The following is a 14,811-nucleotide window of genomic DNA, read 5'->3' as shown; positions in this document are numbered from 1 at the left end:
ATCCGGAACGAGGAGGCCATGCGCACACCCCGCAGGAGCCCGGGGGACGAGACCCGCTCCCCGAACCCGTCGCCCACCGGGCCGACGGCCCGCCGACGGCGTGCACACGCCGGGGCGCCCGCGATCGAGCACACCGGTCAACCGACCGGGCCGCGGCCCCCCGCCCGCCCCGCCGGTCGCAGGCGCCTCCTCCCACGCCCCCGCACAGTACGAGCGAAGATCATCTCGCTGCTCATGGTGCCCGTGCTGTCCCTGCTCGCGCTCTGGGGCTTCGCCACCGTGACGACCGCTCAGGATGTGGCGCGGCTGCGGCAGTCCCAGCGGATCGACGAGCAGATCGGCGAACCGGTCACCGCCCTCGTCGCCGCCGTGCAGACCGAGCGCCGCGCCGCACTCCACCGCATCGCCGCCCCCTCCGCCGACCGCGACGCCGCACTCCGGTCGGCGTCCCGGCGTACCGACGACGCCGTGCGCCGACTGCGCCTCGACGACCGGCACACGGTGGCCGCGGGCGGGGAGGCGCCGGACGAAGTGGCCGCGCGCCTCGCCACGTTCGTCGCACTCGCGGAGGACCTCGGAGCGACGCGCAGGGCCGCCCGGGGCGACAAGAACGCCTGGAACACCGCGTACGAGACCTACAACGGCGTGGTCACCGCCGGCCTCGCCGTCGGTGGTGCCGTCGCCGGCGTCCAGGACGGTGGCCGCGCGTCCGACGCCCGCGTCCTGCTCGAACTCGACCGGGCCGACGAGATGCTCGCCCGCGAGGACGTTCTCGTGACCTCGGCCCGCCTCACCGGCTCCTTCGACGCGCAGCGGCTGCGCCTGTTCACCGGCGCGGCCGCGGCCCGCACGGCACTGACCGACGGTGCGGCCGCCGACCTGCGGGGCCCCGCCCGCGCGGCCTGGCGCACACTCGCCGGACGGCCCGCCTACCGGCAACTGGCCGACGCGGAGCGGCGCACGGCCGCCGCGCGCCCCGGCCGTGCGGCGGCGACAGCCGTGCCCGCTGCCGCCTGGGCGAAGGCCCGTACCGCCGTGGGCGACGGACTGCGCGGCATCGGTGCCGACGCCCGCCGCAGCGCCACGAGCGACGCCGACCCCGTCGCGGCCGGACTGCTGACCCCGGCGGGCGCGGCCGTGCTCCTCGGCCTCGCCGCCGTCGCCGCCTCCCTCGTCATCTCCGTGCGCATCGGCCGCGCACTGGTCGTCGAACTCGTCTCCCTGCGCAACAGCGCACTGGAGATCGCCCGGCGCAAACTGCCGCAGGCCATGAGCCGGTTGCGCACCGGCGCGCAGATCGACATCCGGGCCGAGGCACCCCCCGGTGCCGCGCCCGACGACGAGATCGGACAGGTCGGCGAGGCCCTCGCGACCGTGCACCGGGCGGCGCTCGGCGCCGCCGTCGAACGCGCCGAACTCGCCGGCGGCATCGCGGGCGTCTTCGTCAACCTCGCCCGCCGCAGCCAGACCCTCGTCCACCGCCAGCTCGCCCTCCTCGACGCCATGGAGCGCCGTGCCGACGACCCCGGCGAACTCGACGACCTCTTCCGCCTCGACCACCTCACCACGCGGATGCGGCGCCACGCCGAGAGCCTGATCATCCTGTCCGGCGCCGCACCAGGCCGCGCGTGGAGCAGACCCGTCCCGCTGACCAGCGTCGTGCGCGCAGCCGTCTCCGAGATCGAGGACTACGCGCGCGTGGAGGTCCGGCAGCTGCCCGAGACGGCCGTCCTCGGCGCGGCCGTCGCCGACATCACCCACCTGCTCGCCGAACTCGTCGAGAACGCGGCCCAGTTCTCCCCGCCGCACACCAAAGTGCGCATCATCGGTGAGCCCGTCGGCAACGGTTACGCGCTGGAGATCGAGGACCGTGGACTGGGCATGGGGAAGCAGCCCTGGCCGAGGCCAACCGGAAACTGAAGGACTCCGAGGCGCTGGACCTCTTCGACAGCGACCGCCTCGGGCTGTTCGTCGTCAGCCGCCTCGCCTCCCGGCACGGCATCAAGGTGCAGCTCAGCACCTCGCCGTACGGGGGCAGCACCGCGGTGGTGCTGCTCCCGACCGCGCTGCTGCAGGGAGCCCTTCCCGCGGGTGCGCCCGGAGCCGCGTCCGGCACGCCGCTGGGCCGGGACCAGGAGAGCGCACGCGAGCGGCCGGCCGGCTCCCGGCCCGGCGAGCGGCGGAAGCGCGGCCCGTTGGCCGACGGTCCGACGGCGGGCGAGCTGACGGCAGGCGGGCCCCGGCTACCGGACCCCGCCCTGTCCCCGGCGGAAACGCCGGACGGGCCCGGGTGGCCTCCGGCCGGGACCCGGGACGAGCGGCACCCGCCGCCGGCCGCCGTCCGCGCACTGCGTCCGCGTGACCTGCCTTCACCGTCCGCCGAGGAAGAACTCCCACGCCGCGTACGGCAGTCCCACCTGGCGCCCCAGCTGCGTCAGGCCCCGAAGGCGGACCCGCAGCCGGCCGGCGGCCGCGACGGCTCTCCCGATCGCAGCCCCGACCTCGTGCGCGAGCGGATGAACGCCTACCGCAACGGCTGGGCGAGGGGCGGCGGCGCGGCTCCCGGATCGTCCCGCCCGGACACCACCGAGCCATCCCGAGCCCTGGACGCCGAACCCATGCGCGACCGGGACGGCGCGTTCGTCCGGGCCTCGGACCCCAGGGTCCTTCCGGCCGGAGAGCCTGAGACAGGCCGTCAGTCCCCGCTCGGCCGTCAGTCCCAGCCGGGTGGCCGTCAGCCTCACCCCGGCCGTCAGTCACCGCCGGGTGACCGTCAGCCCGGCCCCGGCCGTCAGTCCCACCCCGGCAGCGAAGGAGACCGGACATGACCGAGCACGATTCAGCCGTGGCCCACCACCGATTCGGCGACCTCGACTGGGTGCTGGAGGATCTCGTCCTGCGTGTGGCCGCGATCCGGCACGTGGTGGTGCTGTCCAACGACGGGCTGCCCGTCGGCGCGTCCGAGGCTCTGTCCCGCGAGGACGCGGAGCATCTGGCCGCCGTCGCCTCGGGGTTCCAGAGTCTCGCCAAGGGCGCGGGACGTCACTTCCACGCCGGCGGCGTGCGGCAGACGATGGTCGAGATGGACGACGGCTTCCTGTTCGTGGCGGCTGCCGGGGACGGATCCTGTCTCGCCCTGCTCACCGCCGTCGGCGCGGACATCGGACTCATCGCCTACGAGATGGCCCGCCTCGTCAACCGTGTCGGTGAGCACCTGCGCACACCGGCACGCGTCAGCACGCCGTGAACGGCAGAGCCGAGCCCGCCGGCAGCCAGTGGTACGACGCGGAGGCGGGACCGCTCGTCCGCCCGTACGCGATGACCGGCGGACGGACCAGACCGGGACCGAACCACGTCCGCTTCGACCTCATCGCCCTGGTCGTCGTGGACGACGACGCGACCTCATCGGCCGACGAGTCGCTCCTCGGCCCCGAGCACCGCACGCTGCTGGCGTTGTGCCGGTGCGGGAAGCAGTCCGTCGCGGAGCTCGCGGCCGGCACCGACCTGCCCGTCGGCGTCGTGCGCGTGCTCCTCGGCGATCTCCTGGAAGCCGGGCACGTGAAGGTCAGCCGCCCGGTGCCGCCCGCGCAACTGCCCGACGAAAGGATTCTGCGTGAGGTCATCGAGGGCCTGCGTGCCCTGTGACGGCGACGGGTATGCGGACCGGAACGGCCACTCAGTCCGCGCCGCGCCGGCCCTCCAGCCATTGCTGCCTGGTGACGGCGTACTCGACGTCCCCGAACTCCGAGCCGTCGATGGCGTCCGGCCACTCCTCGAAGAAGGTCCGCACGTAGCGGAGCCCCGCCTTCTCCATCACGCGCCGCGACCGCTCGTTGACCGTCATCGTGTGGGCTCTGACCCGCAGCACTCCCAGCTCGGTGAACCCCAGGCGGATCAGCGCCCGCGAGCCCTCCGTCGCCAGCCCGTGGCCCCACGCCCGGCGGCCGAGGCGGTAGCCGAGCTCGACCTGGTCGCGGCTGTCGGCGCGCAGCGGGCGGAACTCGAACCAGCCGAGGAAGACGCCCGAACCCCGGTCCTGCGCCGCCCAGTACCCACGTCCCTCGACGCCGGGCCTGCCGTCCAGACAGGGGTAGTGCCGCAGGAGAGCCGGCATCGTGTCGCGCAGCACCTCCTCGTGGGTCGTGGGCCGACCGCCGTTGAGATAGCGCATGACCTCCGGGTCGTTGTCGAGGGCGAGCAGGTCGTCCGCGTCGGACTCGGCGAAGGGCCGCAGCGTCAGACGGCTGGTCTCCAGGAACGCGCGCATGCCGGGATCATCGTCGGCCGCCGCCTCGGCCGCCAGCGGAATTCCCGGTGCCCGCGCGCACCCGGTACGTACGCGCGATCGTGTCCCGCGCACCCCACCACCGGCTCCGCCCTGTCCGGAACGCGGCGCCCACCCCTCCTCCTGCCACCCCGTCCCTGCCCGTCCATCCCGGGAGAAGCGACCGATGTCCTCCACCACTGACACCAACACCGGGGAATCCGTCGACCTCGCGCTGAAGGTCCTCGTCGCAGGCGGCTTCGGCGTCGGCAAGACCACGCTCGTCGGCGCGGTCAGCGAGATCCGGCCGCTGCGCACGGAGGAGCAGCTCAGCGAGGCGGGGAGCACCGTCGACGACACCGAGGGCGTCGCCCGCAAGACGACCACGACCGTCGCCATGGACTTCGGCCGCATCACGATCCGGTCCGGGCTGTCCCTCTACCTGTTCGGCACCCCGGGCCAGGACCGCTTCTGGTTCCTGTGGGACGAGCTGGCCCAGGGTGCGCTCGGCGCGGTGGTCCTCGCCGACACCCGCAGGCTCATCGACTGCTTCCCGGCCGTCGACTACTTCGAGCATCGTCGTATCCCCTTCGTCGTCGCGGTCAACTGCTTCGCGGGGGCACGCTCGTACGGAGCCCACGAGGTCTCCCGCGCGCTCGATCTCGACCAGGGCACGCCGGTCGTCCTGTGCGACGCGCGCGACCGCGACTCCGGCAAGGAGGTCCTGGTCCGGCTCGTCGAGTACGCGGGCCGCGTGTACACCTCCCGGATGCTGGACTCCGTCGGGTGACAGCGCCGTCGGGCAGCGGTCGCCCCGCGACAGCCCTTCCCTCGGGCGCGACCTTGCCGTGGGCGCACACGTGCGAAAGGCTTACCGGCGAACGAGACCACGGGGAGTACAAGCGGGGAGGGACCGGCCATGGCGTTGGACAAGGGACTCGACTGGCTGCTGGACGACCTGACCGAGCGGATCGACCACATACGGCACGCACTCGTGCTCTCCAACGACGGCCTGGTCACCGGCGCGAGCACGGGCCTCGCACGTGAGGACGCGGAGCACCTGGCGGCGGTCTCCTCCGGCCTGCACTCCCTCGCCCGCGGATCCGGGCGGCATTTCCGGGCCGGCCAACCCCGCCAGACCATGGTCGAGTTCGACGAGGCACTGTTGTTCGTGACCGCGGCGGGCGAAGGCAGCTGCCTGTGCGTCCTCAGCGACGCCGAGGCCGACGTGGGCCAGGTCGCCTATGAGATGACGCTGATGGTCAACCGGGTCGGCGAGCATCTCGGTGTCGCGGCGCGTCAGCCGGGCGACCCTGCCTGACCTGCGACGACAGGGTTATCCACAGGCCCGGCGGGCGGCCGGGGCCGCGGGCTATGGTCATCACCGAGGCTGTTCACGGCTCTACGGGGGAGACCATCATGACCAGGCAGGACTCGCTGTCGTACGCGGCAGGGGACACGACGTACGCGTCCCGGTTCGGAGTTGGGGACGCAGCGGCACACAGCACGCTGCAGGGCACGGCACACAGCACTGCGCGCGGCGCGGCACATGGCGCGTCGCGCGGCACGGCGCAGGCTGGGGCCCATGGCCTCGCGCTGAGCCGGGCCGCGCGGGAGCTGGGGCTGAAACGCGGCGAGTTGGACCTCGCCGTACAGCTGGGCCAGGTGCGCTCGACACCGGACGCGAGCGGGGGCCCGCCCCGGATCGCCCCGTACGAGATCGACCGGCTCCGAGCGGCCGATGGCTTCCCGGACGCGCTGCGGAAGCGGGTCCGGACGGTGGGCACCCGCGAGGCCGCCGACCTCCTCGCCATCACCGGCCACCGGTTCACCCGACTCGCCCGCACGGGCCACTTCGTCCCGGTGCGCTTCTACCTCAACCGCTATCGCGCCGTCGTGTGGCTCTATCTCGCCGGCGAGCTGCGCGACTTCGCCCACGACCACGCCGAGCTGCTGACCGGGCGGACGCCGCCGGCGGTGCGGGCGGCGCTCGCGGCGGGCGAGGACCGCCGCCCGCGCAACTGGCGCGGCCGGAAGCTGGGACTCCTGCTCCGGTCCACAGCGGATCCATGGGGGCGGGCCGCCGCCATCGCGGCGATGCTCGACCCGGTGCCGGTCGCCGAGGTGGTCCCCGACCCGTATGAGCGGTCCCACCTGCGTGTGCTCCGGCCCGACCTGCTGCCCGGCGGCAGACCCGAATCCCCGGCGGGCCGGGCCCTGGTGGACCGCCTGCTGCTCGCGGACCATCCGGACGAGATCCTCTGGCACCGCGTGAGCCTGGCCGACGCACTGCGCGAGGCACGCCACGCGAGCCCGGCCCCCAGGCCCGCGCCGCCGGACGCCGTCGTGCCCGCCACCGTGCCGCGCCCGGCGCGCCACGCGGCCCCCGGCCGCCCGGCCCGGCGCCCCTCGGCACCACCGCTGCCGCGCCGCACCCCACGCACCCTCCTCGACCGCCTCCGCCGCCGGAGGCGGCAGCCGCAGACGTGAACCGCTCGCCGTAGCGGGGGTGCGTGCGATCGCGGTCGCAGTGCCGCGCGGCTGCCCGACTCGGTTCGGTCAACCCGGGGCACGCCCTGTTGATCGCAACCCGGGCACGCCCTGTCGATCGCCGTCGCCTTGACTGCCGTCGCCGCACGGCTGCGGCCCGGACCGCCGGGGCCGCCTCGGGCACGCGGGCCGGCGCGTGAAGCTGGACTGTGGGCCCGCTTAAGAAATCCTCGATGGACGCGACGCTCCGAGCTGGGCAGATTGGAGCGCGTCCACTGAGCGGGGGCCGTATTTTCGGTATCCGGCCAGTCCGTCACCATGCCTGGAGCCGCCCTGATGAAGGCACTTGTCAAGCAGCACGCCGAGCCCGGGCTGTGGCTCATGGACGTGCCGGAGCCCGAGACCGGCCCCGGCGACGTGCTCATCAAGGTGCTGCGCACCGGCATCTGCGGCACGGACCTGCACATCAGGTCCTGGGACGGCTGGGCGCAGCAGGCCGTCACCACGCCGCGCATCCTCGGCCACGAGTTCGTCGGAGAGGTCGCGGCGGTCGGGTCCGACGTGACGGACATCGCCGTGGGCGACGTGGTCAGCGGCGAGGGCCACCTGGTGTGCGGCAAGTGCCGCAACTGCCTGGCGGGCCGGCGCCACCTGTGCCGGAGCACCATCGGTCTCGGCGTGGGCCGCGACGGAGCCTTCGCCGAGTACGTCGCGCTGCCCGCCTCCAACGTGTGGGTGCACCGCACCGCGGTGGACCTGGACGTCGCCGCCATCTTCGACCCGTTCGGCAATGCCGTGCACACGGCACTGTCCTTCCCGCTCGTCGGCGAGGACGTGCTGATCACGGGCGCGGGCCCGATCGGCATCATGGCCGCGGCCGTCGCCAAGCACGCGGGCGCGCGCAATGTGGTGATCACCGATGTCAGCGAGTCCCGCCTGGAGCTCGCCCGCAAGGTCGGCGCCACCCTCGCGGTGAACGTCTCCCAAACGGACATCGCCGCTGCCCAGCGGCAGCTCGGTCTCAAGGAGGGCTTCGACATCGGCCTGGAGATGTCCGGCCGGCCCGAGGCCATGCGGGACATGGTCGACAACATGACACACGGCGGCCGGATCGCGATGCTGGGCCTGCCCGCCCAGGAGTTCGCCGTCGACTGGTCGAAGGTCGTCACCTCGATGATCACGATCAAGGGCATCTACGGCCGCGAGATGTTCGAGACCTGGTACGCCATGACGGTGCTGCTGGAGGGCGGCCTCGACCTGACCCCCGTGATCACCGGCAGCTACGGCTACCAGGACTTCGACGCGGCCTTCGACGAGGCCGCGACCGCCCGCAGCGGCAAGATCATCCTCGACTGGACCGTCTGAGTCCCGATCTCGCACCGAGAAACCGCCTCAAGGAGAACCCTCATGTACGCGTCCGTCCGCGACGACCTCCGCGCCACCCTCGACGAGATCCGCGACGCCGGTCTCTACAAGCCCGAGCGGGTCATCGGCACCCCGCAGAGCGCGTCCGTCGCCGTCACGGCCGGCGGCGCCCCCGGCGACGTGCTCAACTTCTGCGCCAACAACTACCTCGGTCTCGCCGACCACCCCGACGTCGTCGCCGCCGCGAAGGACGCCCTCGACCGCTGGGGATACGGCATGGCCTCGGTCCGCTTCATCTGCGGCACCCAGGAGATCCACAAGGAGCTCGAACAGCGGCTGTCGGCGTTCCTCGGCCAGGAGGACACGATCCTCTACTCCTCCTGCTTCGACGCCAACGGCGGAGTTTTCGAGACCCTGCTCGGCCCCGAGGACGCGGTCATCTCCGACGCCCTCAACCACGCCTCCATCATCGACGGCATTCGGCTGTCCAAGGCCCGCCGCCACCGTTACGCCAATCGAGACCTCGCCGACCTCGAGCAGCAGCTCAAGGAGACGCAGGACGTCCGCCGACGCCTCATCGTCACCGACGGCGTCTTCTCCATGGACGGCTACGTCGCGCCCCTCGCCGAGATCTGCGACCTCGCCGACCGCTACGACGCCATGGTCATGGTCGACGACTCGCACGCCGTCGGCTTCGTGGGCCCCGGCGGCAGGGGCACCCCCGAACTGCACGGTGTGATGGACCGCGTGGACATCGTCACCGGCACGCTCGGCAAGGCGCTCGGCGGCGCCTCCGGCGGCTACGTCGCCGCCCGCGCCGAGATCGTCGAGCTGCTGCGCCAGCGCTCCCGGCCCTACCTGTTCTCCAACTCCCTCGCCCCGGTGATCGCAGCCGCCTCCCTCAAGGTCCTCGACCTGCTGGAGTCCGCCGGCGACCTGCGGGAGAAGCTGGCGGCCAACACCAAGCTGTTCCGCACGAAGATGACCGAGGCCGGTTTCGAGATCCTCCCCGGCGACCACGCCATCGCGCCGGTCATGATCGGCGACGCGGCGGAGGCGGGCCGCATGGCCGAGCTGCTGCTGGAGCGCGGCGTGTACGTGATCGGCTTCTCGTACCCCGTGGTGCCGATGGGCCAGGCGCGCATCCGCGTCCAGTTGTCCGCCGCACACTCCACCCAGGACGTCGAGCGCGCCGTCGCCGCGTTCACCGACGCCCGCCGGGCGCTGAACGGCTGACACCGGAAGGGGCCGCCCGGGCTGGCAAAATGGCTGGGTGATCGACCCTCGACGGCTGCGCATCCTGCGGGCCGTGGCGGACCACCGTACGGTGACCGCCGCGGCCTCCGCGCTGTACCTCACCCCCTCCGCCGTCTCCCAGCAGCTCAACGCGCTGGAACAGGAGACGGGCCACACCCTGCTGATCCGCAGCGGCAAGGGCGTGACCCTCACGGCCGCGGGCGAGATCCTCCTGGCCCACGCCCACGCCGTCCTCGCCCAGCTGGAGCGCGCCGAGGCGGAGCTCGCCGCGTACGCGGGCGGGGCGGCGGGCGAGGTGACCGTCGCCGCGTTCGCCACCGGCATCGCGGAGGTGGTGGCACCGGCCATAGGGCGCCTCGCCGCCGACCACCCGGGCATCCGGGTGCGCGTACGGGACGCCGAGGGCGACGAGAGCCTGCCGCTGGTCCTCGACGGCGAGGCGGATCTCGCGGTCGCCGTCGAGTACCGGGGCGCTCCCGGCGCCGACGACCGGCGGCTGGCCAGGGTCCCGCTGTACGCCGAGCCGTTCGACGCCGTGCTGCGCGCCGACCATCCACTGGCGGGCGGCGACAAGGTCGAGCTGGCGGAGTTCGGCGACAGCGACTGGATCGGCCCCTATCCCGGCAACCCGTGCCACGACATGGTGCTGCTCGCCTGCGAACTGGCGGGCTTCCAGCCCCGGCTCGTGCACCTGTCCGACGACTTCCGTGCCGTCGTCGCTCTCGCCGGCGCGGGAGCCGGTGTCGCCCTCGTGCCGCGCTCGGCGCTGCGTGGGATGGAGCTGAGCGACACCGTGGTCCGTCCGGTGACCGGACCGGCCGCCACGCGCCGTGTCTTCGCCGCGGTGCGCCGCGGCGCGGAGAGCCATCCGCTGATCCGCCCGGTCCTCGACGCCCTCGCGCTCACCGCCGAGGGCCTGTCCACCGGCTGACGCCCCGGAACTCACGGCCGCTCTTCAGCGCCCCCGGCCGGGAGCCGTCCGGCCGGGCCGGACCCGGAGGGGCCTGCCTGCGGGTCAGGGCAACTCCCACCAGCACCACCGCCATGCCCGCGACCACCCGTGCGCCGAGCTCCTCGTCCAGCACGAGCGCGCCGAGCGCGACCGAGACGACCGGCACCAGGTAGCCCACGGTGGCCGCCGTGGTCGCGCCCTCGTCGGCGATCAGCCGGTTGGTGAGCGCGAACGTGAATCCGGTGGCGAAGACCCCGAGCACCACGACGGCGACCACACCGCTCACCGCGATGGATCCGGTCGCCGGGCCGGCGACCGGGACGGCCACCGCGCCGAACCCGGTGGCGGCGAGCAACTGGGCCGCCGACAGCGCGAGCGGGTCGCCGCCCCGGCCCACCAGCGTGCGCCCCATGTACGCGAAGGCCACGGCGTAGCTGAGCGCCGCCGCGAGAACGGCCAGGGCGCCCCGGCCGACGAGCCCGCCGTGCTGCCACGGCGCGAAGATCAGCAGCGTTCCCGCGAACCCCAGCAGCAGGCCGGCCAGACGTACCGGGCGCAGGCCGCGCTCCGTACCGATCGCCAGGCCGATGAGCAGCGACCACAGCGGCGTGGTCGCGTTCAGCACGCCCGCCACGCCCGAGTCGACGGACCGCTGGCCGATGGCGAACAGGGCGAACGGCAGCGCGTTGCAGAAGAACGCCGCGACGAGGAGCCGGGCCCAGGTGGCGCGGTCCCGGGGAAGCGGGTGCCCGGCACGGCGGCTGAGCAGCAGCAGGACGAGCGCGCCCAGGGCGCAGCGGACGAACGTGATGACGCCGGGGGAGAGGCCGCCCGACAGGGCGAGTTCGATCCACAGGAACGCCGACCCCCACAACAGCGCGAGCAGCCCCATGCGCCCTGCCGTCCCACGACCGCCGCTGAACACGCGTCTCCTCCTCCGCCGACCGGAGTCCACCGTGCACCGCACCCACGCTGTACGACCAGTGAAAAGTGCTGCATGTACCGTTAACCTGCGCTACATGCTCGATGTGCGACGGATGCAGATGCTGCGCGCCGTGGTGACCAGCGGATCGGTGACGGCAGCAGCGGCCGACCTCGGCTACACCCCCTCCGCGGTGAGCCAGCAGGTCGCCGCGCTGGAGAGACAGGTCGGCACCGCCCTGCTCGAACGGGTGGGCCGCGGGGTGCGCCCCACCGAGGCCGGGCGGCTGCTGACCGAGCATGCCGCCGTCATCAGCAGGGACATCGCCGAGGCGGAGACCGCGCTCGCCGACCTGAAGGCGGGCCGCACCGGACGCATCGGCGTCCGCTACTTCGCCACCGCCGGGGCCACGGTCGTCGCCCCCGCGCTGGCCCGGTTCCGGCGCGACCACCCTGGCGTGCGGGTCGAACTCGCCCTGTCCGACCCCGACGACCCGTTCGCGGACCTCCGGCGGGGCAGCGCCGACCTGGTCCTCGCGGTGCGTCCGCGGCAGGAGGACGGCGTGGACCTGCGCTTCGAGCACCTGGTGGACGACCCCTACCGGGTGGTGCTGCCCCGGGGCCACCGGCTGGCCGCCAAGCGGGTCGTCGACCTGGCGGAGCTCGCGGACGAGCCCTGGGTCGGCAACGAATGGCCGGCCGGCCCCTGCCTCCAGCTCGTCCTCGACGCCTGCGCCGCCGCCGGGTTCACCCCCGGCTTCGTGGTGGACAGCGAGGACTACGCCACCGCCCAGGGCTTCGTCGCCGCCGGACTCGGCATCAGCCTGATGCCGGTCATGGGCATCGGCAGCCGCCACCCCGGCGTCGTGGTGCGCAAGGTCCGCGGCCCCGAGCCGGTGCGCGCGGTCCACGCCGCGGTCCGCCGCTCCCATCCGGCGGGGCCGGCGCTGAACGGCCTTCTGCGCGCCTTGCGCGAGGCGGCGCGCCAGTAGACCCGTCCGGCGGCCCGGGCCGTACCGCTCGCGACCCGGGCCGCCGACCGCGAGGGCCGCCGGCTCACGCCGCCTGCGGCGCCGCCGGGCCGCTCCCCCCGGATCACCGATCGTCAGACGACCGCCCCGCTGCGGTCGCCCGCGCGAGCCGTGCGTCCGCCGCGTGGCCGCCCGGCAGGGCGGGACCGGTCGGGGCGGCGGGACTGGAGGAGCACGGTCACCGGCATGGCCGTGAACACCGTCGACGCCATCCCCACCACGACGCCGGCGAGCAGCGCCACGGAGAAGTCGGTCAGCGAGTCACCGCCGAGGACGGCGAGCGCGACGAGCACGAACAGCGCCCCCATGCCCGTGTTCACCGTGCGCGGCAGGGTCTGCGCCACCGCCCGGTCCGCGAGGTCCGCCCACGGAAGCGACGTGCCGGTACGGCGCAGTTCGCGCAACCGGTCGAGCACCACCACCGTGTCGTTGACCGAGTAGCCGACCACGGTGAGCAGCGCCGCGAGGAAGACGCTGTCGACCGGCCGGCCCAGCCAGGCGAACAGCCCCACCACCAGCAGCACGTCCTGCACCATGGCGACGACCGCCGCCGTCGCGAAGGTCCACCGGAACCGCACGCTCAGGTACACCAGTTGGGCCGCGACCGCGACGCCCAGAGCGGTCAGCGCATGCGTGCGCAGCTTGCTGCCCAGGCTGGGGCCGATCAGATCGTCCCGTTCCACCGTGACGTGTCCGGCCTGCTCCTCCAGCGCCGCGCGGATCCGCTCCTGCTGCCGGTCGCCGGTCTCCTTGGTGCGGACGGACACACTGTGCTCACCCGTCGTCTGCACCACCGCCTGCGGGAATCCCGCCTCGACCACGGCCGCACGCGCCGTGTCCGCGTCGACGGGCCGCTCGGCCGTGTACTGCACACTGCGTCCGCCGGTGAACTCGACCCCGAACTCCAGGCCCCGCACACCGATCCCGCCGACGGCGAGCAGCAACGCACCCGCGCACAGGCCGAGCCAGCGCCGCCGGTGTCGCATCAGCCGGGGCGTACGCCGCGCGAGCCGCGCCCGCAGCCGTCCGGTGGTCGCCATCCCGGTGAACGCCGGCCGCCGGCGCACGAAGGCGGTGCGCACCGCCCATTCGGCGAACAGCCGGGTGATCAGCATGGCGGAGACCATGGACGCCAGCACACCGATCGCGAGGGTGACGCCGAAGCCCTTGACCGGGCCCGTGGCGAACGCGAAGAGCAGCCCGGCGGCGAGCAGCGTCGTCACGTTCGAATCGGCAACCGCGCTCCACGCCTTGGCGAACCCGGTGCGCAGAGGCGGGCGGAGATCGCGGGGCCCCTTGGGCCGCCGGCCGCCGGGACGGGTGTACTCCTCCCTGGCCCTTTCGAACACGAGCACGTTGGCGTCCACGGCGATGCCGATCGCGAGGACGAACCCGGCCAGGCCCGGCAGCGTGAGGGTCGCGCCGAGGGCCACGACGGCGGCGTACGAGAGGAGTCCGTACAGCGCGAGCGCGATCGTGGCGAGGAGGCCCAGCAGCCGGTACACGACGACGATGAACAGGCCGGTGCAGACCAGTCCGATCACGGCGGCGAGCGCGCTCGCCCGGATCGCCTCGGCGCCGAGCGTCGGGCCCACGGTGCTCTGCTCGACCGTCTTCACGGGCACGGGCAGGGCACCGCCCTTGACGAGTGCCGCCAGGTCGCGCGCCTCGTCCGCGCCGAAGCCACCGCTGATCTGCGCGGAGCCGCCGGTGATGCCGCTCCCGCACGGCACGCTGCTCTGCATGCCCGGCGCGGACACGATCCGGTCGTCCAGCACGATCGCCACGCGCCGGGCCGGATCCGACGGCGGCGCGCACGCCGCCTCGCCCGTCAGGCGTGCCCAGGTCTCGCCCGCGTCGCCGTGGAACGACAGGTCGACGCTCCAGCCCCGGCCCGTCTGGGTGTCGAGCACGGCCTCGGCGTCCTCGACGCCGTCGCCGGTCAGGGCCGCGGGGCCGAGCCGCAGGTGGCCGCCGGGCGTGCCGGGATCGGCGAGGACGCGCGACCCGTCCGCGGCGGGGCGGCTCGCCGGTCCCGCTGCCGCCCCGGTGACGGGGTGGAAGGTCAACTGGGCCGTGCGGCCGATGACCTCGGCCGCCTTTCGGGGGTCGCGCACTCCGGGCAGTTCGACGACGATGCGCCGCTCTCCGGAGCGGGCGAGCGACGGTTCGGCGACGCCGAGGCCGTCCACCCGGCGGCGCAGCACCTCCAGCGCGCGGTCGGTCGCCGCCGCGTCGGCACGAACGGTGGGGGAGTCCTCGGTCTCCAGGACGATCCGGGTGCCGCCGCGCAGATCGAGTCCGAGGCGGGGCGGGGTGGTGAGGGCGACGCCGAGCGAGACGGCGACGACGGCGAGCGCGATCAGCGCGCGCCACAGCGTGGTACGGCGAGATGACATGAAGGCTCCACGTACGGTCCGCGGGGCCGGGGCGCGCCGCTTGGTGACGGGCGCCCGCGCCGGCGGACGGGGACACAGGGAAGGGCGCCTCGTGTCCGGAGTGGCGCGGGCAGGCCGCGGCGCCCCGGCACG

12 protein-coding genes and 1 pseudogene are annotated in these 14,811 nt (G+C 74.0%); 10 read left to right on the top strand and 3 right to left on the bottom strand.

Annotation, left to right across the window (positions count from 1 at the left end):
• The first annotated feature begins 18 nt into the window (after positions 1–18).
• The 3 genes and pseudogenes from ACLB9X_RS09780 to ACLB9X_RS09770 all read left to right on the top strand — a co-directional run bounded on the left by ACLB9X_RS09780 (position 19) and on the right by ACLB9X_RS09770 (position 3,645).
• Positions 19–2,828, top strand: a pseudogene (locus ACLB9X_RS09780) (nitrate- and nitrite sensing domain-containing protein).
• On the top strand, positions 2,825–3,247 hold the full coding sequence (locus ACLB9X_RS09775; RefSeq protein WP_410359863.1) for a roadblock/LC7 domain-containing protein: 423 nt from the start codon (positions 2,825–2,827) through the stop codon (positions 3,245–3,247). The pseudogene ACLB9X_RS09780 and the gene ACLB9X_RS09775 overlap by 4 nt, the downstream one beginning before the upstream one ends.
• A complete protein-coding gene (locus ACLB9X_RS09770) occupies positions 3,244–3,645 on the top strand; it encodes a DUF742 domain-containing protein (protein WP_410359862.1) in 402 nt (133 codons plus the stop codon). The genes ACLB9X_RS09775 and ACLB9X_RS09770 overlap by 4 nt, the downstream gene beginning before the upstream one ends.
• A gap of 31 nt (positions 3,646–3,676) precedes the next feature.
• Here the strand turns inward: ACLB9X_RS09770 and ACLB9X_RS09765 are convergent, their stop codons facing one another.
• The gene (locus ACLB9X_RS09765; protein ID WP_410359861.1) at positions 3,677–4,267 is read right to left on the bottom strand and encodes a GNAT family N-acetyltransferase; all 591 of its coding nucleotides are present in this window, start codon (positions 4,265–4,267) and stop codon (positions 3,677–3,679) included.
• Positions 4,268–4,451: 184 nt separating this feature from the next.
• Between ACLB9X_RS09765 and ACLB9X_RS09760 the strand changes: the two genes are divergently transcribed.
• From ACLB9X_RS09760 to ACLB9X_RS09735, 6 genes are all read left to right on the top strand, one after another.
• Positions 4,452–5,054: a GTP-binding protein gene (locus ACLB9X_RS09760; protein ID WP_410359860.1), complete on the top strand. Its 603-nt coding sequence runs from the start codon at positions 4,452–4,454 to the stop codon at positions 5,052–5,054.
• A 129-nt stretch (positions 5,055–5,183) separates the two neighbouring features.
• On the top strand, positions 5,184–5,585 hold the full coding sequence (locus tag ACLB9X_RS09755) for a roadblock/LC7 domain-containing protein (RefSeq protein WP_410359859.1): 402 nt from the start codon (positions 5,184–5,186) through the stop codon (positions 5,583–5,585).
• Positions 5,586–5,683: 98 nt separating this feature from the next.
• Positions 5,684–6,754 (top strand): DUF6397 family protein, encoded by a 1,071-nt coding sequence (locus tag ACLB9X_RS09750; RefSeq protein ID WP_410359858.1) that lies wholly within the window; start codon positions 5,684–5,686, stop codon positions 6,752–6,754.
• A gap of 336 nt (positions 6,755–7,090) precedes the next feature.
• The gene (gene tdh / locus ACLB9X_RS09745; protein ID WP_410359857.1) at positions 7,091–8,119 is read left to right on the top strand and encodes an L-threonine 3-dehydrogenase; all 1,029 of its coding nucleotides are present in this window, start codon (positions 7,091–7,093) and stop codon (positions 8,117–8,119) included.
• Positions 8,120–8,161: 42 nt separating this feature from the next.
• Entirely contained in the window at positions 8,162–9,355 is a 1,194-nt protein-coding gene (locus ACLB9X_RS09740; RefSeq protein ID WP_410359856.1) for a glycine C-acetyltransferase, read from the top strand.
• A gap of 37 nt (positions 9,356–9,392) precedes the next feature.
• Entirely contained in the window at positions 9,393–10,307 is a 915-nt protein-coding gene (locus ACLB9X_RS09735; RefSeq protein ID WP_410359855.1) for a LysR substrate-binding domain-containing protein, read from the top strand.
• Here ACLB9X_RS09735 and ACLB9X_RS09730 read toward each other — a convergent pair.
• Positions 10,279–11,220 carry a DMT family transporter gene (locus ACLB9X_RS09730; protein ID WP_410360090.1) on the bottom strand — a complete coding sequence of 314 codons (942 nt, stop codon included), beginning with the start codon at positions 11,218–11,220 and terminating at the stop codon, positions 10,279–10,281. The genes ACLB9X_RS09735 and ACLB9X_RS09730 overlap by 29 nt on opposite strands.
• 127 nt (positions 11,221–11,347) lie before the next feature.
• Between ACLB9X_RS09730 and ACLB9X_RS09725 the strand changes: the two genes are divergently transcribed.
• Complete coding sequence (locus ACLB9X_RS09725; RefSeq protein WP_410359854.1) at positions 11,348–12,241, top strand: LysR family transcriptional regulator; 894 nt, start codon at positions 11,348–11,350, stop codon at positions 12,239–12,241.
• A 113-nt stretch (positions 12,242–12,354) separates the two neighbouring features.
• Here the strand turns inward: ACLB9X_RS09725 and secD are convergent, their stop codons facing one another.
• Entirely contained in the window at positions 12,355–14,679 is a 2,325-nt protein-coding gene (gene secD, locus ACLB9X_RS09720; protein ID WP_410359853.1) for a protein translocase subunit SecD, read from the bottom strand.
• Positions 14,680–14,811 lie beyond the last annotated feature (132 nt).

Origin of the sequence: Streptomyces sp. 5K101 (assembly GCF_046506645.1) — a bacterium.
Taxonomy (GTDB): domain Bacteria; phylum Actinomycetota; class Actinomycetes; order Streptomycetales; family Streptomycetaceae; genus Streptomyces.
Note: the sequence above shows the minus strand (reverse complement) of the source record. Positions and strands in the feature narration are given on the sequence as shown.